The 20,754-nt window shown below is 37.5% G+C and carries 23 protein-coding genes and 1 tRNA gene; 12 read left to right on the top strand and 12 right to left on the bottom strand.

The features are described 5' to 3' along the window. The first annotated feature begins 21 nt into the window (after positions 1-21). The 3 genes from B9A52_RS20450 (at position 22) to B9A52_RS20440 (ending at position 3,169) form a co-directional block, all read left to right on the top strand. Positions 22-990 carry an electron transfer flavoprotein subunit alpha/FixB family protein gene (locus B9A52_RS20450; RefSeq protein WP_084122314.1) on the top strand — a complete coding sequence of 323 codons (969 nt, stop codon included), beginning with the start codon at positions 22-24 and terminating at the stop codon, positions 988-990. A gap of 5 nt (positions 991-995) precedes the next feature. Continuing rightward, the gene (locus tag B9A52_RS20445; RefSeq protein WP_084122312.1) at positions 996-1,598 is read left to right on the top strand and encodes a bifunctional nuclease family protein; all 603 of its coding nucleotides are present in this window, start codon (positions 996-998) and stop codon (positions 1,596-1,598) included. Between the two features lie 287 nt (positions 1,599-1,885). Beyond that, positions 1,886-3,169, top strand: a complete 1,284-nt coding sequence (locus B9A52_RS20440) for a NupC/NupG family nucleoside CNT transporter (RefSeq protein WP_084122310.1) — start codon at positions 1,886-1,888, stop codon at positions 3,167-3,169. A gap of 123 nt (positions 3,170-3,292) precedes the next feature. Here the strand turns inward: B9A52_RS20440 and B9A52_RS20435 are convergent, their stop codons facing one another. After that, positions 3,293-3,730 (bottom strand): peptidylprolyl isomerase, encoded by a 438-nt coding sequence (locus tag B9A52_RS20435; RefSeq protein WP_084122308.1) that lies wholly within the window; start codon positions 3,728-3,730, stop codon positions 3,293-3,295. A 124-nt stretch (positions 3,731-3,854) separates the two neighbouring features. Then, positions 3,855-5,462, bottom strand: coding sequence for a phosphoenolpyruvate carboxykinase (ATP) (gene pckA / locus B9A52_RS20430; RefSeq protein WP_084122307.1), 1,608 nt, complete (start codon positions 5,460-5,462; stop codon positions 3,855-3,857). A 351-nt stretch (positions 5,463-5,813) separates the two neighbouring features. Here pckA and B9A52_RS20425 point away from each other — a divergent pair, with 351 nt between their 5' ends. Continuing rightward, a complete protein-coding gene (locus tag B9A52_RS20425) occupies positions 5,814-7,337 on the top strand; it encodes a peptide MFS transporter (protein WP_084123625.1) in 1,524 nt (507 codons plus the stop codon). 57 nt (positions 7,338-7,394) lie between these two features. Here B9A52_RS20425 and B9A52_RS25900 read toward each other — a convergent pair whose 3' ends face one another. From B9A52_RS25900 to B9A52_RS20400, 6 genes are all read right to left on the bottom strand, one after another. Next, complete coding sequence (locus tag B9A52_RS25900; protein ID WP_172805253.1) at positions 7,395-7,541, bottom strand: hypothetical protein; 147 nt, start codon at positions 7,539-7,541, stop codon at positions 7,395-7,397. A gap of 114 nt (positions 7,542-7,655) precedes the next feature. Further along, complete coding sequence (locus B9A52_RS20420; protein ID WP_084122306.1) at positions 7,656-7,853, bottom strand: hypothetical protein; 198 nt, start codon at positions 7,851-7,853, stop codon at positions 7,656-7,658. A 70-nt stretch (positions 7,854-7,923) separates the two neighbouring features. Next, complete coding sequence (locus B9A52_RS20415) at positions 7,924-8,409, bottom strand: hypothetical protein (protein WP_084122305.1); 486 nt, start codon at positions 8,407-8,409, stop codon at positions 7,924-7,926. A 79-nt stretch (positions 8,410-8,488) separates the two neighbouring features. Beyond that, complete coding sequence (locus B9A52_RS20410; RefSeq protein WP_084122304.1) at positions 8,489-8,845, bottom strand: response regulator; 357 nt, start codon at positions 8,843-8,845, stop codon at positions 8,489-8,491. A 95-nt stretch (positions 8,846-8,940) separates the two neighbouring features. Continuing rightward, positions 8,941-9,276, bottom strand: coding sequence for a DUF962 domain-containing protein (locus tag B9A52_RS20405; protein WP_084122303.1), 336 nt, complete (start codon positions 9,274-9,276; stop codon positions 8,941-8,943). Between the two features lie 11 nt (positions 9,277-9,287). Continuing rightward, positions 9,288-9,854, bottom strand: coding sequence for a DUF4136 domain-containing protein (locus tag B9A52_RS20400; RefSeq protein WP_084122302.1), 567 nt, complete (start codon positions 9,852-9,854; stop codon positions 9,288-9,290). 177 nt (positions 9,855-10,031) lie between these two features. On the opposite strand from B9A52_RS20400, the gene B9A52_RS20395 reads away from it, so the two are divergent. Further along, positions 10,032-10,937 carry a DUF3078 domain-containing protein gene (locus tag B9A52_RS20395; protein WP_084122301.1) on the top strand — a complete coding sequence of 302 codons (906 nt, stop codon included), beginning with the start codon at positions 10,032-10,034 and terminating at the stop codon, positions 10,935-10,937. 206 nt (positions 10,938-11,143) lie between these two features. Here the strand turns inward: B9A52_RS20395 and B9A52_RS20390 are convergent, their stop codons facing one another. The 3 genes from B9A52_RS20390 to sucC form a co-directional block, all read right to left on the bottom strand. Continuing rightward, positions 11,144-11,971 (bottom strand): universal stress protein, encoded by an 828-nt coding sequence (locus B9A52_RS20390; RefSeq protein WP_084122300.1) that lies wholly within the window; start codon positions 11,969-11,971, stop codon positions 11,144-11,146. A 153-nt stretch (positions 11,972-12,124) separates the two neighbouring features. Then, positions 12,125-12,198, bottom strand: a tRNA-Arg gene (locus tag B9A52_RS20385). 19 nt (positions 12,199-12,217) lie between these two features. After that, on the bottom strand, positions 12,218-13,429 hold the full coding sequence (gene sucC / locus B9A52_RS20380; RefSeq protein WP_084122299.1) for an ADP-forming succinate--CoA ligase subunit beta: 1,212 nt from the start codon (positions 13,427-13,429) through the stop codon (positions 12,218-12,220). 137 nt (positions 13,430-13,566) lie between these two features. On the opposite strand from sucC, the gene B9A52_RS20375 reads away from it, so the two are divergent. The 5 genes from B9A52_RS20375 to B9A52_RS20355 all read left to right on the top strand — a co-directional run bounded on the left by B9A52_RS20375 (position 13,567) and on the right by B9A52_RS20355 (position 17,704). Then, on the top strand, positions 13,567-14,232 hold the full coding sequence (locus B9A52_RS20375; RefSeq protein ID WP_084123624.1) for an ABC transporter ATP-binding protein: 666 nt from the start codon (positions 13,567-13,569) through the stop codon (positions 14,230-14,232). 70 nt (positions 14,233-14,302) lie between these two features. After that, on the top strand, positions 14,303-15,484 hold the full coding sequence (locus B9A52_RS20370; protein ID WP_157370238.1) for a hypothetical protein: 1,182 nt from the start codon (positions 14,303-14,305) through the stop codon (positions 15,482-15,484). Between the two features lies 1 nt (position 15,485). Further along, positions 15,486-16,085 carry a hypothetical protein gene (locus B9A52_RS20365; RefSeq protein WP_084122297.1) on the top strand — a complete coding sequence of 200 codons (600 nt, stop codon included), beginning with the start codon at positions 15,486-15,488 and terminating at the stop codon, positions 16,083-16,085. A gap of 715 nt (positions 16,086-16,800) precedes the next feature. Next, positions 16,801-17,172: a hypothetical protein gene (locus tag B9A52_RS20360; protein WP_157370237.1), complete on the top strand. Its 372-nt coding sequence runs from the start codon at positions 16,801-16,803 to the stop codon at positions 17,170-17,172. Beyond that, positions 17,150-17,704, top strand: a complete 555-nt coding sequence (locus B9A52_RS20355; protein ID WP_084122294.1) for a hypothetical protein — start codon at positions 17,150-17,152, stop codon at positions 17,702-17,704. Before B9A52_RS20360 ends, B9A52_RS20355 begins: the two co-directional genes overlap by 23 nt. Before the next feature lie 266 nt (positions 17,705-17,970). Here the strand turns inward: B9A52_RS20355 and B9A52_RS20350 are convergent, their stop codons facing one another. Next, positions 17,971-18,420 (bottom strand): peroxiredoxin, encoded by a 450-nt coding sequence (locus B9A52_RS20350; RefSeq protein WP_084122292.1) that lies wholly within the window; start codon positions 18,418-18,420, stop codon positions 17,971-17,973. A 234-nt stretch (positions 18,421-18,654) separates the two neighbouring features. On the opposite strand from B9A52_RS20350, the gene B9A52_RS20345 reads away from it, so the two are divergent. Both B9A52_RS20345 and B9A52_RS20340 read left to right on the top strand, forming a co-directional pair. After that, complete coding sequence (locus B9A52_RS20345; protein ID WP_084122290.1) at positions 18,655-19,455, top strand: DMT family transporter; 801 nt, start codon at positions 18,655-18,657, stop codon at positions 19,453-19,455. A gap of 349 nt (positions 19,456-19,804) precedes the next feature. Beyond that, positions 19,805-20,716: a hypothetical protein gene (locus B9A52_RS20340; RefSeq protein WP_197687249.1), complete on the top strand. Its 912-nt coding sequence runs from the start codon at positions 19,805-19,807 to the stop codon at positions 20,714-20,716. Positions 20,717-20,754 lie beyond the last annotated feature (38 nt).

The raw sequence follows: 20,754 nt of genomic DNA, 5'->3' as shown, positions 1-20,754 counted from the left end.
TTATTTTAAATCAGAGATATTATGTCAGTATTAGTATATATAGAACACGCGGAAGGTTCAGTCAAAAAAACGAGTTTGGAGGCTGTTTCTTACGGGAAAGCCTTGTCCGAAAAACTATCAGCGGGAGAAGTAGTCGCTGTCGCATTGGGAACAATTTCTTCAAGTGAATTGGCCAAAGCAGGACATGCCGGTGCCGGCAGAGTAATTCATGTCAATGATGGGAAGCTGAGTGATGGAGTCATTCAGGCGCATGCCGAAGCGGTTGCCCAAATTTTTGATAAGGTCGGAGCCAAGACTTTGGTGTTGGCAAAATCATCTTTAGGAGATGCCGTAGCTGCCCGGTTGGCTGTGAAGTTAAATGCAGCTTTGGTTTCCAATGTTGTGGAATTACCGGAGACAGGTTCCGGATACACCGTCAGAAGAAGTATCTATACAGGGAAGGCTTTTGCGGAAACAGTAGTCACTGCAGAGAATAAAATTCTTGCTGTGAAAAAAAACGCGGTGGATCTGAAAACCGATGGACCCGAGGCAAAAGTGGAAGAAATTGCCTTGACAATTCCGGAAGATAATTTTGCTACAAAAATCACTTCAACCGATAAAGCTACAGGAGAGGTATTATTGCCAGAAGCAGATATTGTTGTATCCGGTGGCAGAGGTATGAAGGGGCCTGAAAACTGGGGAATGATTGAGGATTTGGCGAAAGAACTCGGGGCAGCAACGGGCTGTTCTAAGCCGGTATCGGATATTGGCTGGAGACCACATCATGAGCATGTTGGACAGACAGGAGTAAAAGTTGCCCCAACTTTATATGTTGCAGTTGGAATTTCGGGTGCTATTCAACATCTTGCGGGTGTGAATTCTTCAAAATACATCGTGGTAATCAACAAAGATCCCGAAGCGCCGTTCTTTAAAGCAGCTGATTATGGGATTGTTGGAGATGCTTTTGAAATTTTACCAAAGTTAACTGAAGCTATAAAAGCCCAAAAATAAATCCTGTGGACCAAACTATTCAATTAGAGATTTTAGGATTATCGTCAAACCATTCCCAATCAGGGTCATTTACCTTGGTAATGGGTGAAGTAGGGGGTAGCAGAAGACTTCCTATCGTCATTGGTATGTTTGAAGCACAAGCTATTGCCATAGAGATAGAAAAGATTATTCCCAATCGTCCGATGACGCATGACTTATTCAAATCTTTTGCTTCAAACTTCAATTTCTCTATTGATCATATTTTGATTTCAGATATGAGAGAAGGTGTGTTTTATGCTAAAATAGTCTGTAAAAATGCTTCTAAGACAGTAGAGATTGATGCAAGACCCTCAGATGCCATTGCAATCGCCGTAAGATTTGATGCCCAGATATATTGTGTATCTAAAGTCATGTCAGAGGCAGCCATTGAATTTAATGAAGATGACGAAAGGAAAGAGCATCAAAAGCAGGTGAAGCCAGGCCGGACATCGGGATCAACTTCGAAAGTTTCAGACTCACTCAAAGATTTTAGTCTGGACAAACTCAATCAGATGCTGGATAAGGCTATCAATAACGAAGATTATGAAAGGGCCGCTAGAATCAGGGATGAAATCAACAGAAGAAACTGATTCAAAAGAGGCTGCACCATAAATCGTCTTTCAAATTTTATTACCAAATAAAGTATCGGTTTTACAATTAGGATCTTTGTGACTTTGTGGCCGAAATTGTTCGAAAATTCCACAAAGGCACAAAGACGCAAAGTTTAGTCAAATGTAACCCAATAATATTTGCATAAAATTTTGGAGATTTCACTTAAGAGACAGCCTCTTTACCATTTTCCATAGAATGAAGAATCATTTGAATTTTATTCAGCTGTCAAAAGATTTACATTAATTTCATTTATTCATTTTATCAGATGGATTATTTCAGAGGATTGGTAGGTATTGTAGTTTTGATTTTGGTGGCATTTATTTTTTCATCCAATAAGAGACAGGTTGATTGGAGATTGGTAGGCATAGGTGTGATTTTGCAGGCTTTGTTTGGTTTTTTAATTACCAAAGTAGAGTTTGTTGCCAGAATATTTGCCACAGTGAGCAGGGCTTTTGTGAAATTCCTGAGTTTTTCTGCTGACGGTGCCACCTTCATTTTTGGTGACTTGGCCACAGATTCATTTGGATTTATTTTCGCATTTCAGGTACTGCCAACTATTATATTTTTCTCTACTGTATCGGCGGGATTATATTATTTGGGGGTTTTGCAGAAAGTGGTTTTTGGCATTGCATGGGTAATGGCAAGAACAATGAGACTTTCGGGACCAGAAAGCCTTTCAGCTGCGGGAAATATATTTCTTGGCCAGACAGAGGCCCCCTTATTGGTCAGGCCTTTTATTCCTACCATGTCCAGATCAGAGTTAATGTGTTTGATGACAGGTGGAATGGCCACAATTGCCGGAGGTGTTTTGGCCGGATATGTGGCTTTTCTTGGTGGGGATAGCCTGGCCGAGCAAAGCAGGTTTGCGGCCTATCTGCTTGGAGCAAGTATCATGAACGCCCCTGCTGCCATAGTGATGTCCAAAATTATGATCCCGGAGACAGATAAGGAAATAACCAATGACAAGTTGGAAGTCAGTGGGGAAAATATGGGCGTTAATCTGATTGATGCCATGTCAATAGGAGCCTCGGAAGGCTTAAAACTAGCGCTGAATGTGGGCGGGATGCTGCTTGCTTTTATAGCGGTAATTGCTGCTTTGAATTATATCCTTTCGGGTCTGATAGGGGAATATTCCGGTCTGAATACGTGGGTGATTTCATCTACAGGAGGACAGTTTTCAGGATTTTCGTTGGAATATATTCTCGGGCAGGTTTTTAGGATATTTGCTTGGATTATCGGCGTGGATTGGAGCGAAACCCTACAAGTCGGGTCTTTGTTAGGACAAAAAACAGTTATCAACGAATTTGTTGCTTATTTGAGTCTTGCAGATATGAAGTCTGCCGATGCTCTTTCCCCTAAATCGATTGTAATTGCCACTTATGCTCTATGTGGATTTTCTAATTTCAGTTCTATCGCCATACAAGTAGGAGGAATCGGCAGCATAGCACCAAATCAGCAGGGGAACCTATCGAAGTTGGGAATGAAAGCTTTGATGGCAGCCACCTTGGCATGTCTGATGACAGCGACAATAGCAGGGGCTTTGTTTTGAGAAAATAAAAGAGGCTGCCCATAAATAGGACAGCCTCTTTTATTCAATAAGTTTTCTTTTTCAAGTTTGGTTTACCCATATTTCAGGGTTTTCAATTGACTCTTGAAACAGTGTTTTGCTTCATCAATCTTCAAGTATTACTATTTTTTCGATTTTATCTCCCTGACGGATCTGATCTATAACCTCAAGACCTTCCACTACTTTACCAAAACAGGTATGTCTCCTGTCCAGATGACTTGTATTGTCTCTGCTATGGCAAATAAAGAATTGAGATCCACCTGTATTTCTGCCGGCATGGGCCATCGAAAGTACTCCACGGTCATGGTATTGATTTTCGCCGTCCAATTCGCAATCAATCTTATATCCGGGACCTCCGGTGCCAGTCCCGTTTGGACAACCACCCTGAATGACGAAATTTGGGATAACTCTATGAAAAGTCAATCCATTATAGAACCCTTTTTTTGAAAGTGCCTTAAAGTTTTCAACAGCCTTTGGGGCATCATTATCATAGAACTCCACTTTCATGGTGCCTTTTTCGGTTTGTATCTCTGCTTTGCTCATAAAATTTATTTTTGCCCAAAAGTAAGAAATCTATTTTGGAGCATCTTCAATTTTGCAAATAAAAAAAGGAGTGCTTTGGCACTCCCTGGATTTGGGTTTATTTTTCTTGAAAAGGGTTAATTAACTAAAACTTCGGTGCTCCGGCAAGAATATCGTCAGTGGCAAAATCAAGGTATTTTTCAAAATTCTGGATAAAAGCAGTACCAAGTTCTCTGGCTTTCAGGTCATAGGCAGCTTTATCTTCCCAGGTTGCTCTTGGGCTTAATACATGGTCGGGAACATTGGGGCATGATTCAGGTATTCCTATTCCAAATACACTATGTTTCCTATAGGCTACATGATCGAGTTTGCCTTCGAGCGCAGCTGAGATCATTGCTCTTGTATATTTCAGCTTCATTCTTGATCCTACTCCATAAGGTCCTCCTGTCCAGCCGGTGTTTATCAACCAAACATTGACTTGGTGCTTCTCCATTTTTTCGCCAAACAACTCAGCATATCGGGTAGGGTGTAATGGGAGAAATGCAGCTCCAAAGCATGCTGAGAAAGTTGTCTTTGGTTCTGTTACGTCTACTTCTGTGCCGGCTACTTTCGCTGTATACCCTGAAATAAAGTGGTACATGGCCTGGCTTTTATTCAATTTTGAAATGGGCGGGATTACTCCAAAGGCATCGGCTGTCAGAAAAAAGATGTTTTTTGGTATGCCGGCAATTGAATTGGGCAGGGCATTTTTGATGTGATATATGGGATAAGATGTCCTTGTATTCTCAGTTACCTGTTTGTTGCTGTAATCTACAGTTCTGGTTCCCGGATAAAACCTGGTGTTTTCGACTATAGCCCCAAACTTGATGGCATCCCAGATTTCAGGTTCTTTTTCCCTGCTCAGATCTATTACTTTGGCATAGCATCCGCCTTCAAAGTTGAAAACTGAGTCCTCATTCCAACCATGTTCATCATCACCTATCAAACTCCTATCAGGGTCTGCTGAAAGTGTCGTTTTGCCTGTACCCGAAAGTCCAAAAAAGACGGCAGTATCTCCTTCTTTTCCAACATTGGCTGAACAGTGCATGGAAAGAACCCCATGCTTGTGGGGAAGGATATAATTCAATACTGAGAAAATTCCTTTTTTCATTTCCCCTGCGTAGGCAGTCCCACCAATAAGCAGTATTTTTCTGGTCAGATTGATAGCAGCAAAATTTTCCTGTCTTGTCCCATCAGTATCAGGATTTGCCTTGAATTCAGGTATACAGATAATGGTAAAATCCGGATCAAAATCTTCAAGTTGATCTTTATCAGGTCTTAAAAACATGTTATAACAAAACATATTATGCCAGGCCAAAGTATTGATAATTCTCAGGTTTAATCTGTATTTTTCATCAGCACCGGCAATTGCATCTCTAACGTATAGATTTCTATTGCCCAAAAAACTGATCATTTTATTATATAGTCTATCAAAATTCGCTTCATCAAAAGGAATATTGATATCACTCCACCAAACAGTATTTTCAGTCTCTGAATCTTTTACAATAAACCGGTCTTTTGGTGAACGTCCGGTAAATTCACCTGTATCAGCCATCAGTGCCCCTACATCTGTCAGATTGCCTTCTTTGTTGGCAAGGGAATGTTCTACAAGTTCAGCCGGACTAAGATTCCAAAAAATTGTTCCTTTGGTCTCAAGTTCAAGTTCTGATAAACTTTTTCTTTCAACTTTAATATCGAGTTCTTGTACACTCATAAATATATTTTTAGGGTTTATATCGCGGGTCAAAGATAGATATTATTACATAACACAAATAAAAAAATGTCCTTTTTTTGCTAATACAATCGATTACGGAATCAATTTTCGCTAGTTTGGTATAGCTAAAAAATTTCGTTGATCAGTTGGAAGAAAATAAGGCTTTAAATCATTTAAACCATTATTTGTCAGGATCATTCGCAGGTAAACAAAGGATAGTACAATTTGAAAAAATCTGTTATCATTGTAATTCTTTGAGATCCATTTTACCACCTAACCTAAATAATTTTGGAAAAATTTAATGATAATACTTCCGGTCACGATCAGATTGATTTATTTCCCGGACCAACAATGTTTGGACATCCAAAGGGTTTAATGACCTTATTTTTTACCGAAATGTGGGAGCGCTTCAGTTATTATGGGATGAGAGCGCTCTTGATTTTATTTATGACCACAGCGATTATTGAAGGAGGACTTGGATTTGATGACAAAACTTCAGGAGCTATATATGGTCTTTACACTATGGGGGTCTATTTATTGGCATTACCGGGAGGCTGGTTTGCCGATAGACTATTTGGTTTGAAAAAATCTGTTTGGTATGGAGGGATAATTATAGCCTTGGGTCATTTTACAATGGCTCTCCCCGGGCTTTTTCTCCTACTTGGAGATAGTTCGGAGGCGAAAGAATCACTTTCATCATTGGATACCAATTCTTTTTTTCTGGGCTTGATACTGATTACAGTTGGTACCGGACTGCTAAAGCCCAATATAAGTTCCATAGTAGGCCAATTATACCCTGCGGGTAGTTCAAAAAGAGATGCAGGATTTTCCATTTTTTATATGGGGATCAATATAGGGGCATTGATAGCACCGATTGCATGCAGTACAATGGCTATATATGATTGGCATTTGGGTTTTGGATTGGCCGGTTTGGGAATGGTATTTGGCTTGATCCAATATAAGGTTTCAGCAAAAAATCTGATTGGTTATGGTGAAGCAATACCGGTATTGACAGATAAAGAAAAAAGGGATAGAGAACGATTGGTAAGGATTCTGTTTGGGATTGGTTCGGTGGTTTTATTGATATTGACAGCCTTATTTTTGGACTTTATTCCCATGAATGTTTCAGCAATAGCAAGTGCTTCGGGAACAATCATTGCTATTGTGGCTTTTGTTTATCTTGGTTATGTCATTCTTTTTGGAGGACTTAATGCAGATGATCGAAAAAAGGTTGGAGTTATTGCCATTTTATTTTTATTCTCAGCTTTGTTTTGGTCAGGTTTTGAACAGGCGGGTTCAACACTGAATCTATTTGCCGAAAGATTTACAGACCGAACTATTTTGGGTTGGGAAATTCCTGCAGGATATTTTCAGTCCATCAATTCGATGTTTATCATCATTTTTGCTCCATTTTTCGGCGCACTTTGGGTTTGGTTGGGCAGAAGGCATCTTGAACCCAGTTCGCCGTTAAAATTTGCCATGGGGCTTTTATTGCTGGGAATGGGATTCCTGGTAATGTACTTCGCAGCCAAGATTGCAGCTTCTGGTGAGTTGGCAGCTCCAACTTGGCTGATTTTTACTTACATGCTGCATACTTTTGGGGAATTGAGCTTAAGTCCAGTAGGGTTAAGTTTGGTTACCAAATTGGCCCCGCCAAAATATGGAGGGCAGATGATGGGGATTTGGTTCCTTTCGGTCTCATTGGGAAATCTGTTTGCGGGATTGATTGCAGGGGAAGCGAGCGGAGGAACTGAAGAAGCTTTGGCTGAAATGCCCGGTCAATATATCATTATAGTCATGACAGCTTTAGGAGCGGGGATGCTGCTATTATTATTGAGCAAGCCTATAAGGAGGCTTATGGGAAATGTTCATTGATGAAAAAAGGAAAAACGTCCATCAATAAAAAAGAGGTCAAAAAAGACCTCTTTTTTATTATTTTTTTTCGGATTCCTTAGGTGGATTGGTACTTCTAAAATCTATTGCAGATAATCCTGCACCTAAACCGATCAGAATACATACAATAAGCAAAAACAGCTGTGCTCCTGAGGCGATCGGTGAACTGAAAATTTCTAATAGCATATTTAAATATTTTAATTATTGCCTGAATTGTCCGAAAGATAATACAGATACCTTTCAAGACAAAATTTACAAAAAAAAAGGAAGTAAATTTTACTTCCTTTCCATTAGAATCATTTAGTCAATTTCATCGTCGAACTCATCAAATTCATCATCGTCGAATTCATCATCATCGTCAAAATCAACAAAATTTTCATCTACAAGTTCGCTCTCTTCATCAAGGTCATAAACCTCGTCCTGAAAATCTTCTGCAAACTCATCATCTTCGATATCCTCATCGAAGTCATCTTCAAAATCATCATCAAAATCCTCCATAGCGTGATTAATTAATGTTTCAAATATTGTCAAATGGATTGTTGGACGCTAATTAAAGCAAAATAAATTTTTAAGCAAATACCTGTACAGGGATATTTTTTTTCTTCGTATCAATTGAGAGGTGAGAGTTTGATTCAAGCCATTGATTTTCCAACAGTTCCAACCATGTTTCCAGATAAAAGATAAGGTCATGGATATTATTTTTTGTTAATTGGTTTCTCCTGGGTAGAGGAATGTTGGCTAATATTTTTGGATCTGACAGTTTTTCCAGATGTTTTAATTCTTCAATACTCAAACCTTTTTCCACTAATTTCCCTATCATCAAATCCATTGGATAACCACTGGTAGGGCAATAGTCATTCAACTGCTCATTCCAGTCGCCAGATTTGGACATGGCATATCTATGGATTTCTTCTTTGCTTAAGGAAATCAATTCCTGGGCTAAATTGCCACAATTGCACGCGCCCATGTGTCCCCATTGATAAGGTGCACCTTTTTTTAACTTTGAAATAGTATTACGGAAAGCCGCAATCAACTCTGGATTTGATCTTGCCATATTTTTCGTTTTTCTTTAAAAGGTAACCAAAAATCAGCAGATGAGTTTTGAAAAAAATATAAAAATTGACAAAAAAATGTCAGTTGAAAATCATTTGAATGTACTTTTTGACCAATGGTTTGGATAAATACTGTTTGACAATGGAGTACCCATTGGCTTTTACAATATCCCTTTCATCCACCGAACTGCTCAAAATGTAAACTTCCGGAGTTACTTGTTGTGGCTTGAAGACCTCTAAAAAGTCCCATCCTGTCATTTCAGGCATATTCAGATCCAAAAAAAGATAATTTGGATCAATTGTTTCTAAATCATTCAGTGCTTTGGTCGCACTTTGAAACTTAAAAATCTTATGAGGGACTTTTATGTTTTTGGAGATCAGTTTTTCAGTTACAAAAGTACTGATCGGATCGTCATCAATGAGAACTATTCTTACCATTAAATACAAAATACTTGGTTTGAAATACAGTATGGTTGTTACAAAAATACATTATTACTTTGTATTTGCAATACCACAAAGAAAAAAAACCAAAATTATTTTTGCTTTTTACTTGGATCGAATGCCTCTTTCCTCCGAATTAAGTCAAAAAACAAAATAAAATCTGAAACTAAGCTGTAAATGGGATATTGGAATGTTGCAGGTTTGTTTTTTTCATAAAAGAAATGTCCTATCCAAGCAAAGCCATATCCTACTATCGGGATAAAAATCAAAATCCAATATTTGGATAAAAAAACGGCCAAAAACAAGATTATAAACAATAAACCGGTTCCAATAAAATGAAGTTTTCTGGATGTTTTGTTTTGATGTTCTGACAAATAATAAGGGTAGAACTCTTTCAGAGTGGTAATTCTTCTCTTTTCGGTTTGCATTTTTTGTATTTTTAAAGATCCTTGATATGGAATTGATATGTCTGGGTTATTTGCTCAACTGACTGAATTACTTTTTTCTTTTTCTGTTTTTGATCGGAGACTTCTGTTACAGCTGTAAGTCTCATCAACATTTTATTGTTTTTGGTATCTACGAAATCTACTAAGAGTTGCATCAATTGATAATTCTGGGTGGATACAGTATTTTGTTGAGGTAGAAATCGGGGGTCAAACATCCAAGGGTCCCAAATTCTCCCTCCCCACATAGGGTAGGGGTTGTTGTACACCTCTTTTTGTCGAAGGTCTTCATTAGAAGTATAGCTGATGACTAATTCCGGATTGATTTTATCATAGATAAAACCGAGGTCTTCAAAACTATTTTGAAGACCATCAGAGACTACGGCATCGATTAATTCATCCTTGAATCCTCTGTGACCAATTTCTTTGTTGAGAATTGCAAAAGACCGATATTCTTTGTACGGCCTGAATTCGGTGTTTTCCTTGAATATTTCAATTGTACTGCAAGCGCTTGATAAAAAAATCACAAATAGAATATTCAAAGAATTAAATAAGTTTTTCATATTGAAAATTTAACTATTATCGGATGAATTGTTCAAATTTTTAACAATAATTCTTTCTGAGATGGTTTTTTGTTAGAAATCTTTGAGATTTGTGTCTTAATTGAATTTTAACAATCAATTCAATCATATTTTGTCCCAGATTAATTTTATTTATTCAATTTTAAATCAATAAATCATATGAAAAAATTATTTACAATTTGTCTGTTGCTTGCTTTTAGCCATTTCACTTTTGCTCAGGATATCGAGAATTTAGCAGATAGTGCCAACGTGGCTAAAAAAGATACAACTTATTGGATTTCCGACTTTAGCGTCGGATTGAATTTTAATCAGGCGGCCTTTTCAGGCAATTGGAAAGCAGGGGGTGTAAATTCCATTGCTTTTGGTTCTATTTTGAATTGGAAAGCCAACTACGCCAAAGAGAAATGGATGTGGGACAATCAATTGGAACTTATTTATGGCCTGGTAAAGAATGAAGGTCAGGATTTCAGAAAATCAAATGACAGGATATTCTTTGATTCTAAGGTTGGCTATAAAATCACTGAAAAATGGAGTTATTTTACTTCATTAAACTTTATCTCCCAATTTACGGATGGTTTTGATTTTACCCAGGACGATCCCACTCTAATCTCTGGTTTTTTGTCCCCTGCATTTGTTACCACAGGTTTTGGTTTTCAATATAAACCCAACGAAGAGTTTGCTTTAAGGTTGGCCCCGTTTTCTCCCAGGTTTACTTTTGTTACTGATACCACTATTATCAATAATGTCCCGGAAAATTATGGGGTACCCGCCGGACAGACCATGAGGTCAGAATGGCTTGCATTTCAATTGTTTGCTACTTGGAATAAAAAATTCAGTGAAAATTTGACTTTGAACTCCAGATACCAAATGTTTGCCAATTTGGAGACCCTTGCTTTTAAAACCATTGACCATAGACTTGATCTCACCATCATTGCTAAAGTCAGCAAATATGTGGATGTGACCTTTACAAGTATCAATGTGTATGATATTGATATGGATCCGGGGATTCAGTACAGTCAAGCTTTGGCATTAGGTATTTTGTACAAGGTCAGCAATAAAAAGTAGGTTATTCTTAAGCATTTCCTGTAAAAATTTTGAATTTTATATTTATGTACTATTTTTGTTCTAATTGTGGTAGTTAAATAATAGTTGGTTTAGTTTTCATAAAAAGGGCAGAAGAATTTCTTCTGCTTTTTTATTTAAAAAAGGCAACCCATTGAGTGGATTGCCTTTTTTCTTTGCACTGAACCTGACTTTGAGCAAATCCTATATCATTTTCTGATACTGATGACAGGAAGATCTGTCATTGCAATCAAGTTTTCGGTGATACTGGGGGAGAAATACTGCATCAGGTCCGATTTACCGGCTGTTACCACAGCAATCCCTTCCGCATCGATATTTTTTGCATATTGAAGAATCCCCCTCTCTTCTTTGAAGGCGTCGATTACTTCAATTTCGTGTTCGTAATTTGCGTATTCTCTTAAATATTCCCTTCCCAATTGTTTGATGTCATTGGTTTCAAGAAAGTATGTCGGAGTATTGACATAAACCATTTTGATTTTTGCACCAAACACTTCTGCAAGGGTTTCTATAGACTTGAATGCATGACCTGTCTCTTCTCTTAGGTTGGTGGCAACGACCAATGTCTTTAATTTTGCCATAGTGTTATTTTCTTTCACTACTACTACAGGGATTTTAGATCTTCGGAGCATGCTGTAGGTGTTGGTACCCAATATGTGATCTTTGAAGCCATATTGACCGTGAGAACCCATTACAACCAAATCAATATGTTCTGAGGCTACAAATTCATGTATTTTTATGTTCCCGTTGTTGTACACCAATAATTTGCTGGACCGGATTCCCTGTCCTTGGGCTTTATGGATCAATTCATTTAAATGGACTTTAGCATCGGATATGGCTTTCTTGGTATCCGGAAATAAATTCTCCTGTTCCTTACTGAGTTTGGACCAATCCACCGGAGTATTTATAATATGAAGAAACACCATCTCAGCGTCCGTTTTTTTTGCCAAAAAAAACGCATAATTCTCTGCTGATAAAGCACAGGCTGAGAAATCTGTTGGGACGAGTATCTTTTTCATGATTTTTTTGGGTTAAGTTTTAACATTTACTAAATGTACTTTAATATGATGTTATTTACCCTATTCGATATCATTGAGAAACATGATAAAAATCAGTGAAGAAAAAAGGCAAAGGGTCAAAAAAAAAGCCCTGGATTTATTCCAGAGCTTTAGTGCGCGCGGAAGGATTCGAACCCTCAACCCTCGGAGCCGAAATCCGATATTCTATCCAATTGAACTACGCACGCTTATTTATTAATCAAATCATTAAGCTATAGCAGCCCTGACTTTTTCTGCAGCCTCTTTCAGTGTGATTGCCGATGAAACTTTCAATCCGGATTCATCTATGATTTTGGCACCTTCTTCTGCATTGGTTCCCTGAAGCCTTACAATTATTGGGATTTTGATATCTCCGATGGATTTATAAGCTTCAACCACACCGTTTGCAATCCTGTCACATCGAACTATTCCTCCAAAAACATTGATCAAAATGGCTTTCACATTCGGGTCCTGAAGGATTATTCTGAAGCCTGCTTCCACTGTAGTTGCATTGGCGCCTCCACCTACATCAAGAAAATTGGCAGGTTCTCCACCGGATAATTTGATCATGTCCATGGTAGCCATGGCCAAACCGGCACCATTTACCATACAACCGACATTACCATCAAGTTTTACATAATTCAGGCCGGATTTTCCAGCTTCAACTTCCAAAGGATCTTCTTCAGCCAAATCTCTCAGGTCCGCAAGATCTTTGTGTCTGAACAAGGCATTATCGTCCAGATTGACTTTGGCATCGACAGCAAGTATTTTATCATCTGAGGTTTTCAATACCGGATTGATTTCAAATTGTGAGGAATCAGATCCTATATATGCGTTATAAAGGGAAGTGATGAATTTCACCATATCTTTAAATGCAGCCCCATCCAATCCCAATTTGAAAGCAATCTTTCTTACCTGGAATCCCTGAAGACCTAATTTTGGATCAATCCACTCTTTGATGATTTTTTCAGGATGTTTTTCTGCTACCTCCTCAATGTCCATACCACCTTCGGTAGAGGCCATGATCACATTGCATCCTTTTGCCCTATCCAACAATATGGAAAGGTAATATTCCTTAGGTTCTGATGCCCCCGGATAATAAACATCTTCGGCTACCAAGACCTTGTTGACTTTTTTTCCTTCATCTCCGGTCTGAATGGTCACCAAGGTTCCTCCTAAAATATTCCCGGCTTTTACCGGAACATCCTCCAAGCTCTTGGCCAATACTACACCATTGGATCCTGTTTCCTGAACTTTTCCTTTACCCCGTCCTCCGGCATGGATCTGTGCTTTGATTACATACCAGGAAGTTCCGGTTGATGCATTGAGTTTCTTGGCAGCTTCCAGGGCAGCTTCAGGACTGTCTGCGACAATTCCTTCCTGAATTCTGACGCCATAGCTTTTCAAAAGTTCTTTAGCTTGATATTCGTGTATATTCATCCTTTAGAAAATTTTTGCCCGAAGTTAAGGCTACTTGCTTATTTATCAAATTAAGGTCAGCTCTTTTTGGTAAATAAATGTCAATTGTGAAATTGCAGCGGAATCAATTTTTATATTTGCGGTCATTAATTCAAAAAATGTTAGTAGCAAAGGGAATACACAAGCAATACGGGGAGCTGCATGTCCTCAAGGGCGTGGATGTAAATATCAGTCAGGGAGAGGTTGTTTCTATCGTGGGAGCTTCAGGAGCAGGCAAAAGTACATTATTGCATATCTTGGGGACATTGGACCAGGCAGACCGTGGTGAGGTTTGGATAGCTGACACAAATGTAACCAAACTCAAAGGTGATAAAATGGCTGAATTCAGAAACAGCGAAATCGGATTCATTTTTCAGTTTCATAATCTCCTGCCGGAATTTACAGCAGAAGAAAATATCATTATCCCCGGTCTTATTGCAAATAGACCCGTGAACGAACTCAAGAAAAGAGCTGCTCAATTGGCTGAAATTTTGGGTTTTGGAACAAGGTTGGGACATAAACCTTCAGAACTCTCGGGGGGGGAACAGCAAAGAGTAGCTGTCGCGAGGGCATTGATCAATGACCCAAAAATCATTTTTGCCGATGAACCCAGCGGGAATCTGGATTCCAAAAGTGCCCAGGCCTTGCATGAACTTTTTTTTGATCTTAGAAAAGAATTCGGCCAGTCATTTGTGATCGTTACCCACAACCAGGAACTGGCCAAAATGGCCGACCGAATGATGGTCATGCAGGATGGGAAAATATTCAGAATAGAGGATAAATAGGCATTGCAATGATTTTTTTGATCAATATGGCGACTTAGGAGATGACTTGATTGAAGAAAGTCTGCTGTTTGTGGAGCAGCCAGGATCGGAAGAGGGATATTCGGTATTGGTGGCAAGGTATTTCAGTTATGGACAGAAGTCCAAAGAAATGACATACCATAGAATCCCAAAAGAATGGTCGGGAAGAATGGATATATTTACCTATTCAGAGAGGCATTTGCGAACTTTTGAAGTGGAAGAGGGAAGATTAACTTCTTATCATATTTATCAAATAGACGATCCTTCCAAACGCATTCAAACCCATAATGCTTTAATGATTTGCTCAAGCTTTACGGTGGAATTTCCCTATATTTATGGAATACACATGGGTATTGGAAGTAATACAGCAACATTATCCATAACAAGTTGCCATAATCCCAACCCCTTTGGAGGAGGGGCGGGTAGCGGTAGCTGGCCATCAGCCCCAATAGTATCGCCAACCTATACAGGAAGTGGAGGGGGTAGCGGAATTGGAAGTCCAAGTGGAGGAGGGAGTACTGGTACTACTCCATGTAACAACACCAACCATTTTGGGTCGGATTGTATCCCTTTTCCAGAGGAACAAATTGACTTGTCTTCACTTTCAAATTGTCACCGAGAAATCATTGAACGACTTATTGGTTCAACACAACAGGAATTCAAAAGAATTTTTCAAAAATTTAATGGAAATCAACCTGTACCAGCCAATTATAACATAAAATTCAATTATGGAGATTGTGGTGGCGGTGCTACTGCATGTACAGATTCTAGGTTGGAAAATGGATTCGCAATTATCCGGATCAATCAAAAAGGGAATGAAAACGCTACTGATCTTTCATTCGCAAAAACTATTTTACATGAAACTTTACATGCTTATTTGCTTTTTGAAGAAAAGTTTCCATCAAATTGTGATTTAAACTGTTTGCTAAATAAATATATTACCAAATATGGGCCAGACCCGAATGATGTTCATCATAACCTTTTTGTTGAAACAAAATTTTTAAATGACATTGCAGTAGAGTTACGAAACTTCGCCAATGTTTCAGGATATAATGAAAATGCTCTTGGAGATCAGTTCTTCAAAGATATGGCCTGGGGAGGGCTTCAAGAAACTGACATTTTTAAAACATTGCCCATATCAGTTCAAACAAGGATTAAAAACCGATTAGGTGCAGAATATTACAATAAAAATTATTCAGGGACACTCCCTAAAGGAATAAAAGCATGTGATTGAAATGAGAGCTTACATTTTCATAATCATCGGAATAGTCAGTTTAATATGTCTGAGCTGCTCATCGAGGGAGGAGCGAGAGATCAAATCCCTGATGACTGCTGTATTCCAAAAGGAATTGGACGCTGGTCGAAAGATCATTGTCTTTGAGGATGCTCTAATGGATTGGACTATTTCGGGACAAGATACATGTACTGGGGAAGCTATACTTAACTTGGAGCGAAATTTTCCTAATCACTTTGGTTCGGTGGATATACGAGATATCTTTTCTAAAGATGATGCCGAACTTATTTGCAGTGATGGTAGAAAACCCTTCAGGTTCCGAACGGAGATGTTTCCTGAAGGAGTACATCTTTCTTCAGATAAGGATCGGTATGATAGTATATTGGATGCTTACTATAATCATCTTAGCGAACCAGAGATAGTTGATCTAGATATTGCCTTGAGAAAATACAAGGAGTATAAGACGATTTCTAAACCTGTCTTCTTACAAGGATATAGATACGCCTTTTTATATATTGAAGGAGGAGGGGACATCTCTGTATATAAGAAAATAAATGGCAATTGGGAACTATTTTTAATGGTCACTTTTCGATTGAAATAACCATTTATTTACCATCGACCAACATTAATTCCATTATAAAAACCCAATGCATCCTAATATTTTTATAGATTTACGGAATTTTTTAAAATTGAGAAATTAGAAAGAGCTATTGGAAATTCCGTTGAAGTAATACAAGGTGGTACATGTGATTTATGTGATTATGATGACCAGGATTATTACTCTAATTAATTAGGTTATAGTATATGGGTAAATTTCTCTGAAATAGTTAAGAGGAATCCTTCTAATCTTGTAGAGCTTCTAGAAATGGTTTTGAAAAATAAAAAATAAAGAAACTCAATTTCCAGTCCAAATAGATGTCAAGTAATCATATTTATTGTGTTGCTTTTATCTTTTTTTTGTTTTCAAACAAGTAAAGGGTAAAAGGAATGAAAAGAGGTTTTCTAAGCTAGAAATTGCTTGAAGAGGCTGAACTTTATGATGGGAAATCGAAATTGAAACCCTTAGCCATCTACCACTTCTCAAAACCTGTCTTCTTGCAAGGATACAGGTATACATTCTTGTACATTTCAGATGAAGTCCCCTATTTTTCTGTTTACAAAAAGGATTACGGCAACTGGAAGCACTATTCCCAATTACTCTTATGTTGATATAGAGGGCCTAATCAGCCAATAGAGATTACTTTCAACGAAGCAAATATAAATAGATCATCTTTGGAAGTAGCTAGACTATTGTCCATGAGATGATACATGCCGAGATGTATAGAGCCATTAACGCATCCAATCTCACTGCAAAGGAATTGGATTTTAGAGAAACTTTCGAAGCATATACAAGTATATATGTTGGTGATAATGATAGTCATCATAATTATATGGCAAACTTCTGGGTAGATCGGATGGCAGATATGCTCGAACAAATCCATCTTCAATTGGGGTATTCAAACTTGAATAATTTTTTGACAACATTTGCTTATCCAACTGGAATTCCTAAAGATTTTTATAAAGGATTAGCCTGGGAAGGACTTAAATATGAAGAAGTGAAAGGTTGGAAGAATAAAACAAAAGAACAAAAAGACGAAATTGATTTCCACATTGACAAAGCAAAATATGGAACAAAAAATTGCAACTAACCGAATATTTGTTTTGATAATATGTTTTATTGTAATTGTTACTGATGGAATTTGTCAAGTTACAGTTAAATCTAAAAACCGTATTGAGGATTTTAATATCAGTTATTATGAGCGAGCCAATCCTCAAGACACAGTGATAATTATTCTTGATTTTGATCATTTAGAAGTTGAAAAAAGTTTAAAAAAGTGGAAATTCAGAAATGTTGGATTTATTGATAAGATATTCAAAAAAAAATATTTGAATCTCCAAGACTCTTGTATTGAGTTAAAATTTATTCATCACCCTGGACCACCCATGGGAAATGACACTTATTGGATAGATAAAAGAATGCTTAATCAAAATACAATCTTAATTCTTGAAGAGAAAGATATTCCATTTACTTATTGGTTTAAAAATGACTCTGATTTATTTGATAAAACTTTGATTCTTGTAAACAGTAATGAATGGTCAAAAAAAGAAAAAAATATAGAGGGTTTAGGTGTTCAAATCTATACAACTGGCTCCTGTAAAGATTTAATTGAAAATCACTAAGATCAACTTATGATAATCCAATATAAATTTCAAGCAATCAAAAAAGTTAATTTTCCCAATGGTATTCAAGATCATTTTTAGAATCTGTAACTTGGAATGGAAGATTGGATATTACCTGGATAAATGGTCAGCCATATAAGGTTTACTTCTTTTCAATTCCATAAAACAATCCTTCAAGCTTTTGCTTGGAGGATATTCTTTTTTCTAAGTGTTTTCTAATTATCAGTTACACTTTTTAACTAATTGTTCAAAATAAACACTAGATTTTACGGTTTTATCAACTTTATCATTTCCTCCACATGTTTCTTAGATTCAAACATATCTGAAAAGACACCTTGAATGATATGATCTTGATCGATGAAATAGGTGATTCTTTTTGGGACTCTGATCAATGGTATTAGGGCATCATAGGCATTGCATACATTTCCCTTCTCATCACTGAGCAATTCGAAGGGCAACTTGTACTCTTTTTTGAATCGCAAGTGTGTGGCCATGTCATCCCTGCTAATCCCTAATACCGGTATGTCCAAATCCCTGAATGCGGCAAACTGATCTCTGAAATCACAGGCCTCAGCTGTACAGACTTTGGTGAAATCTTTGGGATAAAAATAAATAATACATGCTTTGCCTTTACATTCTTTGGATAAGGTGAAATCTTTTCCACTTGTGGAAGGTAAGGTAAAGTCAGGTGCTTTTTTTCCTGTTTTCATTGCCATGGGAGATTTAAGATTTAAGATTTTAGATTTACGACCAACGTGCCGGTAAGGAAGTTGCTAGATTTAACCTTTACTGAAATCACTTACGCTAATGATACATTTAGGAAGCCGAATTGTTTATGAAAATTTTCTAAAACAGGTTTAATTTACAAGATTGAATCCTTTTACAATTATTTTTCGCTTAGTTTTGAATCTTGATCAACTCGGATTTTGAATAATAAAAGTGTTCAGCACATGCTTTTGGCGGGGTTTTTATTTTCCCTGATGAATGTATCGGTTAAATTGATACCGCATATTCCCGCTATCGAGATTATTTTGTTCCGCTCGGTATTCAGTTTGGTTTTGACCTATATTTTATTGAAGAAAGAAAATGTTCCGGTTCTTGGTTCCAATAAAAAACTCCTTATCATTAGAGGAGTAGCCGGTTCAGTTGGATTGATGGCATTTTTTTATACGTTGCAGAATATCCCTTTGGCCAGTGCAGTTACCTTGAATTACCTTGCTCCGGTTTTTACTACCATCTTGGGTATATTTATCGTTAAGGAAAAAGTACAGGCCAGGCAGTTTTTATATTTTGGTGTTTCTTTTCTTGGTGTTATCGTCATTGAAGGATTTGATCCCAGGATATCCACCTTTGATCTGAGTATTGCTTTGATCGCATCGCTTGCTATGGGAGTGGCCTATAATGTGATCAGAAAGTTGAAAAATTCAGAGCATCCCTTGGTCATCATGTTTTATTTTCCCTTAATAACCATTCCCATTGCCGCGATTGCAACCTATTATTTATGGGTTTTGCCTACGGGTTGGGATTGGGTCAGTCTGTTGGCAGTAGGTTTATTGACACAATTCGCCCAATACTTTATGACATTGGCTTACCAAAACGCACAACTTTCAAAAGTGGCTAGCCTGAGTTATATAGGGATAATTTATGCGCTGGTATTTGGGTTTTTTGTATTCGGGGAGACATACAGTTTGGTAGTATTTTTGGGTATGGCATTGGTTTTAATCGGAGTCATATTAAATATTTTTAAGTAGTGCGGTTACATAAATCCATTTTGGTTCGACTAACAGGCGTGAAGGTGGATTTTATTTAAATGCGTAGGATAAAAATTAAAAATTCTGAACCAGAGGCATTGATTTTGCGGTTAAAAAGAATTATCAATGATTGAACTTCGAATCTTTCAATAAAAAGCATCCATGTATGTACGCAATGATGCCAGTAAAATTGAAATTCTATATAATTCATGGCAGGACCCTAAATTGTCCAGTACTTCGGTCTTCTGACTTCGGTCTTCCGTCTTGCTTGAAATAAGATATTGGGTCACTGGCAAAGGAGCGTAGAACTATAAAAGCATATTACAACATTCATTTAAGGCATTTATTTATGCAAAAACTTAAAGATTTTAAAATTGAATTTTTATTGATTTTGGGCATTGTTGCATCTCTCTCCAATGCTTGTGTCAAGGATGAGGATCCAGATGGAAATTCAAATGGCTCAGAGCAGCTTTTAGGTTCGACAGGAACTACTTTTAATTGTGGAGATTTTGCCTATTCAGACACCTTGATCCATATCAATATAGAAAACGAAAATTTATTACAACCTACAAAAAAATTATCGGGGACCTTTGAAGCTGTTCCGGAGGGATTGGTTTTGGATAGCCTCACGGGTGAAATTGATGTGAATAAAAGCGAATCCGGTCTAAAATATAAGATCACTTTCAGACCTACTAACGGTGCACCGGAGTGTTCAACATTCTTTACTATTTCAGGGGTCAATTATTTGGATGCTATTTATATTTTAGAAGAAAATCAAAGGTTTGCCGTTCCCATATTCAATGGCGATCCATTGGCTTCCACCCCCTGTGAGGATGATGATGAAGATGATGATATCGATGACGACGATTGCGAATTTGATGTAGAAGGTCCAGGTGGCACAAAATTGGAAGACTTTGGTGTTTCCATTGACGATGATTCAGGTGAGATTGACCTACAAGAAAGCATTGAGTCCGGTGCATTGGGAGAAAATCCCTTAAACGGTGATTTTGAAGATTTCAAATTGTATTACCGACTGGCAGACAATAGTGGAAGCGCCTTAAACAGTATCGATATCCGTATCTATTATTTTGAAACTACTGCGGATATTCCCCAAAGCTTGTTGGATGAAATGACTGAAAAGAATAATCAAATTCTGAATCTTCCTTACCAAAACCCATTTTCCGATTACGCCAGAGTTATGGCAGATAATCCAAGAACCAAACCGAGACCTCCTTACTTACTAGTTGTTGCCAGAAGATAATTAATTTGGTTATCATTGCATTGAATTTAACCTGATTT

This window comes from Aquiflexum balticum DSM 16537, from assembly GCF_900176595.1.
Taxonomy (GTDB): Bacteria; Bacteroidota; Bacteroidia; order Cytophagales; family Cyclobacteriaceae; genus Aquiflexum; species Aquiflexum balticum.
Note: the sequence above shows the minus strand (reverse complement) of the source record. Positions and strands in the feature narration are given on the sequence as shown.

Excerpts from the sequence above, each read along its gene's own strand:
- B9A52_RS20450 (WP_084122314.1), top strand. The coding sequence starts at position 22 with ATGTCAGTATTAGTATATATAGAACACGCGGAAGGTTCAGTCAAAAAA.
- B9A52_RS20440 (WP_084122310.1), top strand. The coding sequence starts at position 1,886 with ATGGATTATTTCAGAGGATTGGTAGGTATTGTAGTTTTGATTTTGGTG.
- B9A52_RS20435 (WP_084122308.1), bottom strand. The coding sequence starts at position 3,730 with ATGAGCAAAGCAGAGATACAAACCGAAAAAGGCACCATGAAAGTGGAG.
- pckA (WP_084122307.1), bottom strand. The coding sequence starts at position 5,462 with ATGAGTGTACAAGAACTCGATATTAAAGTTGAAAGAAAAAGTTTATCA.
- B9A52_RS20425 (WP_084123625.1), top strand. The coding sequence starts at position 5,814 with ATGTTTGGACATCCAAAGGGTTTAATGACCTTATTTTTTACCGAAATG.
- B9A52_RS25900 (WP_172805253.1), bottom strand. The coding sequence starts at position 7,541 with ATGCTATTAGAAATTTTCAGTTCACCGATCGCCTCAGGAGCACAGCTG.
- B9A52_RS20420 (WP_084122306.1), bottom strand. The coding sequence starts at position 7,853 with ATGGAGGATTTTGATGATGATTTTGAAGATGACTTCGATGAGGATATC.
- B9A52_RS20415 (WP_084122305.1), bottom strand. The coding sequence starts at position 8,409 with ATGGCAAGATCAAATCCAGAGTTGATTGCGGCTTTCCGTAATACTATT.
- B9A52_RS20410 (WP_084122304.1), bottom strand. The coding sequence starts at position 8,845 with ATGGTAAGAATAGTTCTCATTGATGACGATCCGATCAGTACTTTTGTA.
- B9A52_RS20405 (WP_084122303.1), bottom strand. The coding sequence starts at position 9,276 with ATGCAAACCGAAAAGAGAAGAATTACCACTCTGAAAGAGTTCTACCCT.
- B9A52_RS20400 (WP_084122302.1), bottom strand. The coding sequence starts at position 9,854 with ATGAAAAACTTATTTAATTCTTTGAATATTCTATTTGTGATTTTTTTA.
- B9A52_RS20395 (WP_084122301.1), top strand. The coding sequence starts at position 10,032 with ATGAAAAAATTATTTACAATTTGTCTGTTGCTTGCTTTTAGCCATTTC.
- B9A52_RS20390 (WP_084122300.1), bottom strand. The coding sequence starts at position 11,971 with ATGAAAAAGATACTCGTCCCAACAGATTTCTCAGCCTGTGCTTTATCA.
- sucC (WP_084122299.1), bottom strand. The coding sequence starts at position 13,429 with ATGAATATACACGAATATCAAGCTAAAGAACTTTTGAAAAGCTATGGC.
- B9A52_RS20375 (WP_084123624.1), top strand. The coding sequence starts at position 13,567 with ATGTTAGTAGCAAAGGGAATACACAAGCAATACGGGGAGCTGCATGTC.
- B9A52_RS20365 (WP_084122297.1), top strand. The coding sequence starts at position 15,486 with ATGAGAGCTTACATTTTCATAATCATCGGAATAGTCAGTTTAATATGT.
- B9A52_RS20360 (WP_157370237.1), top strand. The coding sequence starts at position 16,801 with ATGTATAGAGCCATTAACGCATCCAATCTCACTGCAAAGGAATTGGAT.
- B9A52_RS20355 (WP_084122294.1), top strand. The coding sequence starts at position 17,150 with ATGGAACAAAAAATTGCAACTAACCGAATATTTGTTTTGATAATATGT.
- B9A52_RS20350 (WP_084122292.1), bottom strand. The coding sequence starts at position 18,420 with ATGGCAATGAAAACAGGAAAAAAAGCACCTGACTTTACCTTACCTTCC.
- B9A52_RS20345 (WP_084122290.1), top strand. The coding sequence starts at position 18,655 with ATGCTTTTGGCGGGGTTTTTATTTTCCCTGATGAATGTATCGGTTAAA.
- B9A52_RS20340 (WP_197687249.1), top strand. The coding sequence starts at position 19,805 with ATGCAAAAACTTAAAGATTTTAAAATTGAATTTTTATTGATTTTGGGC.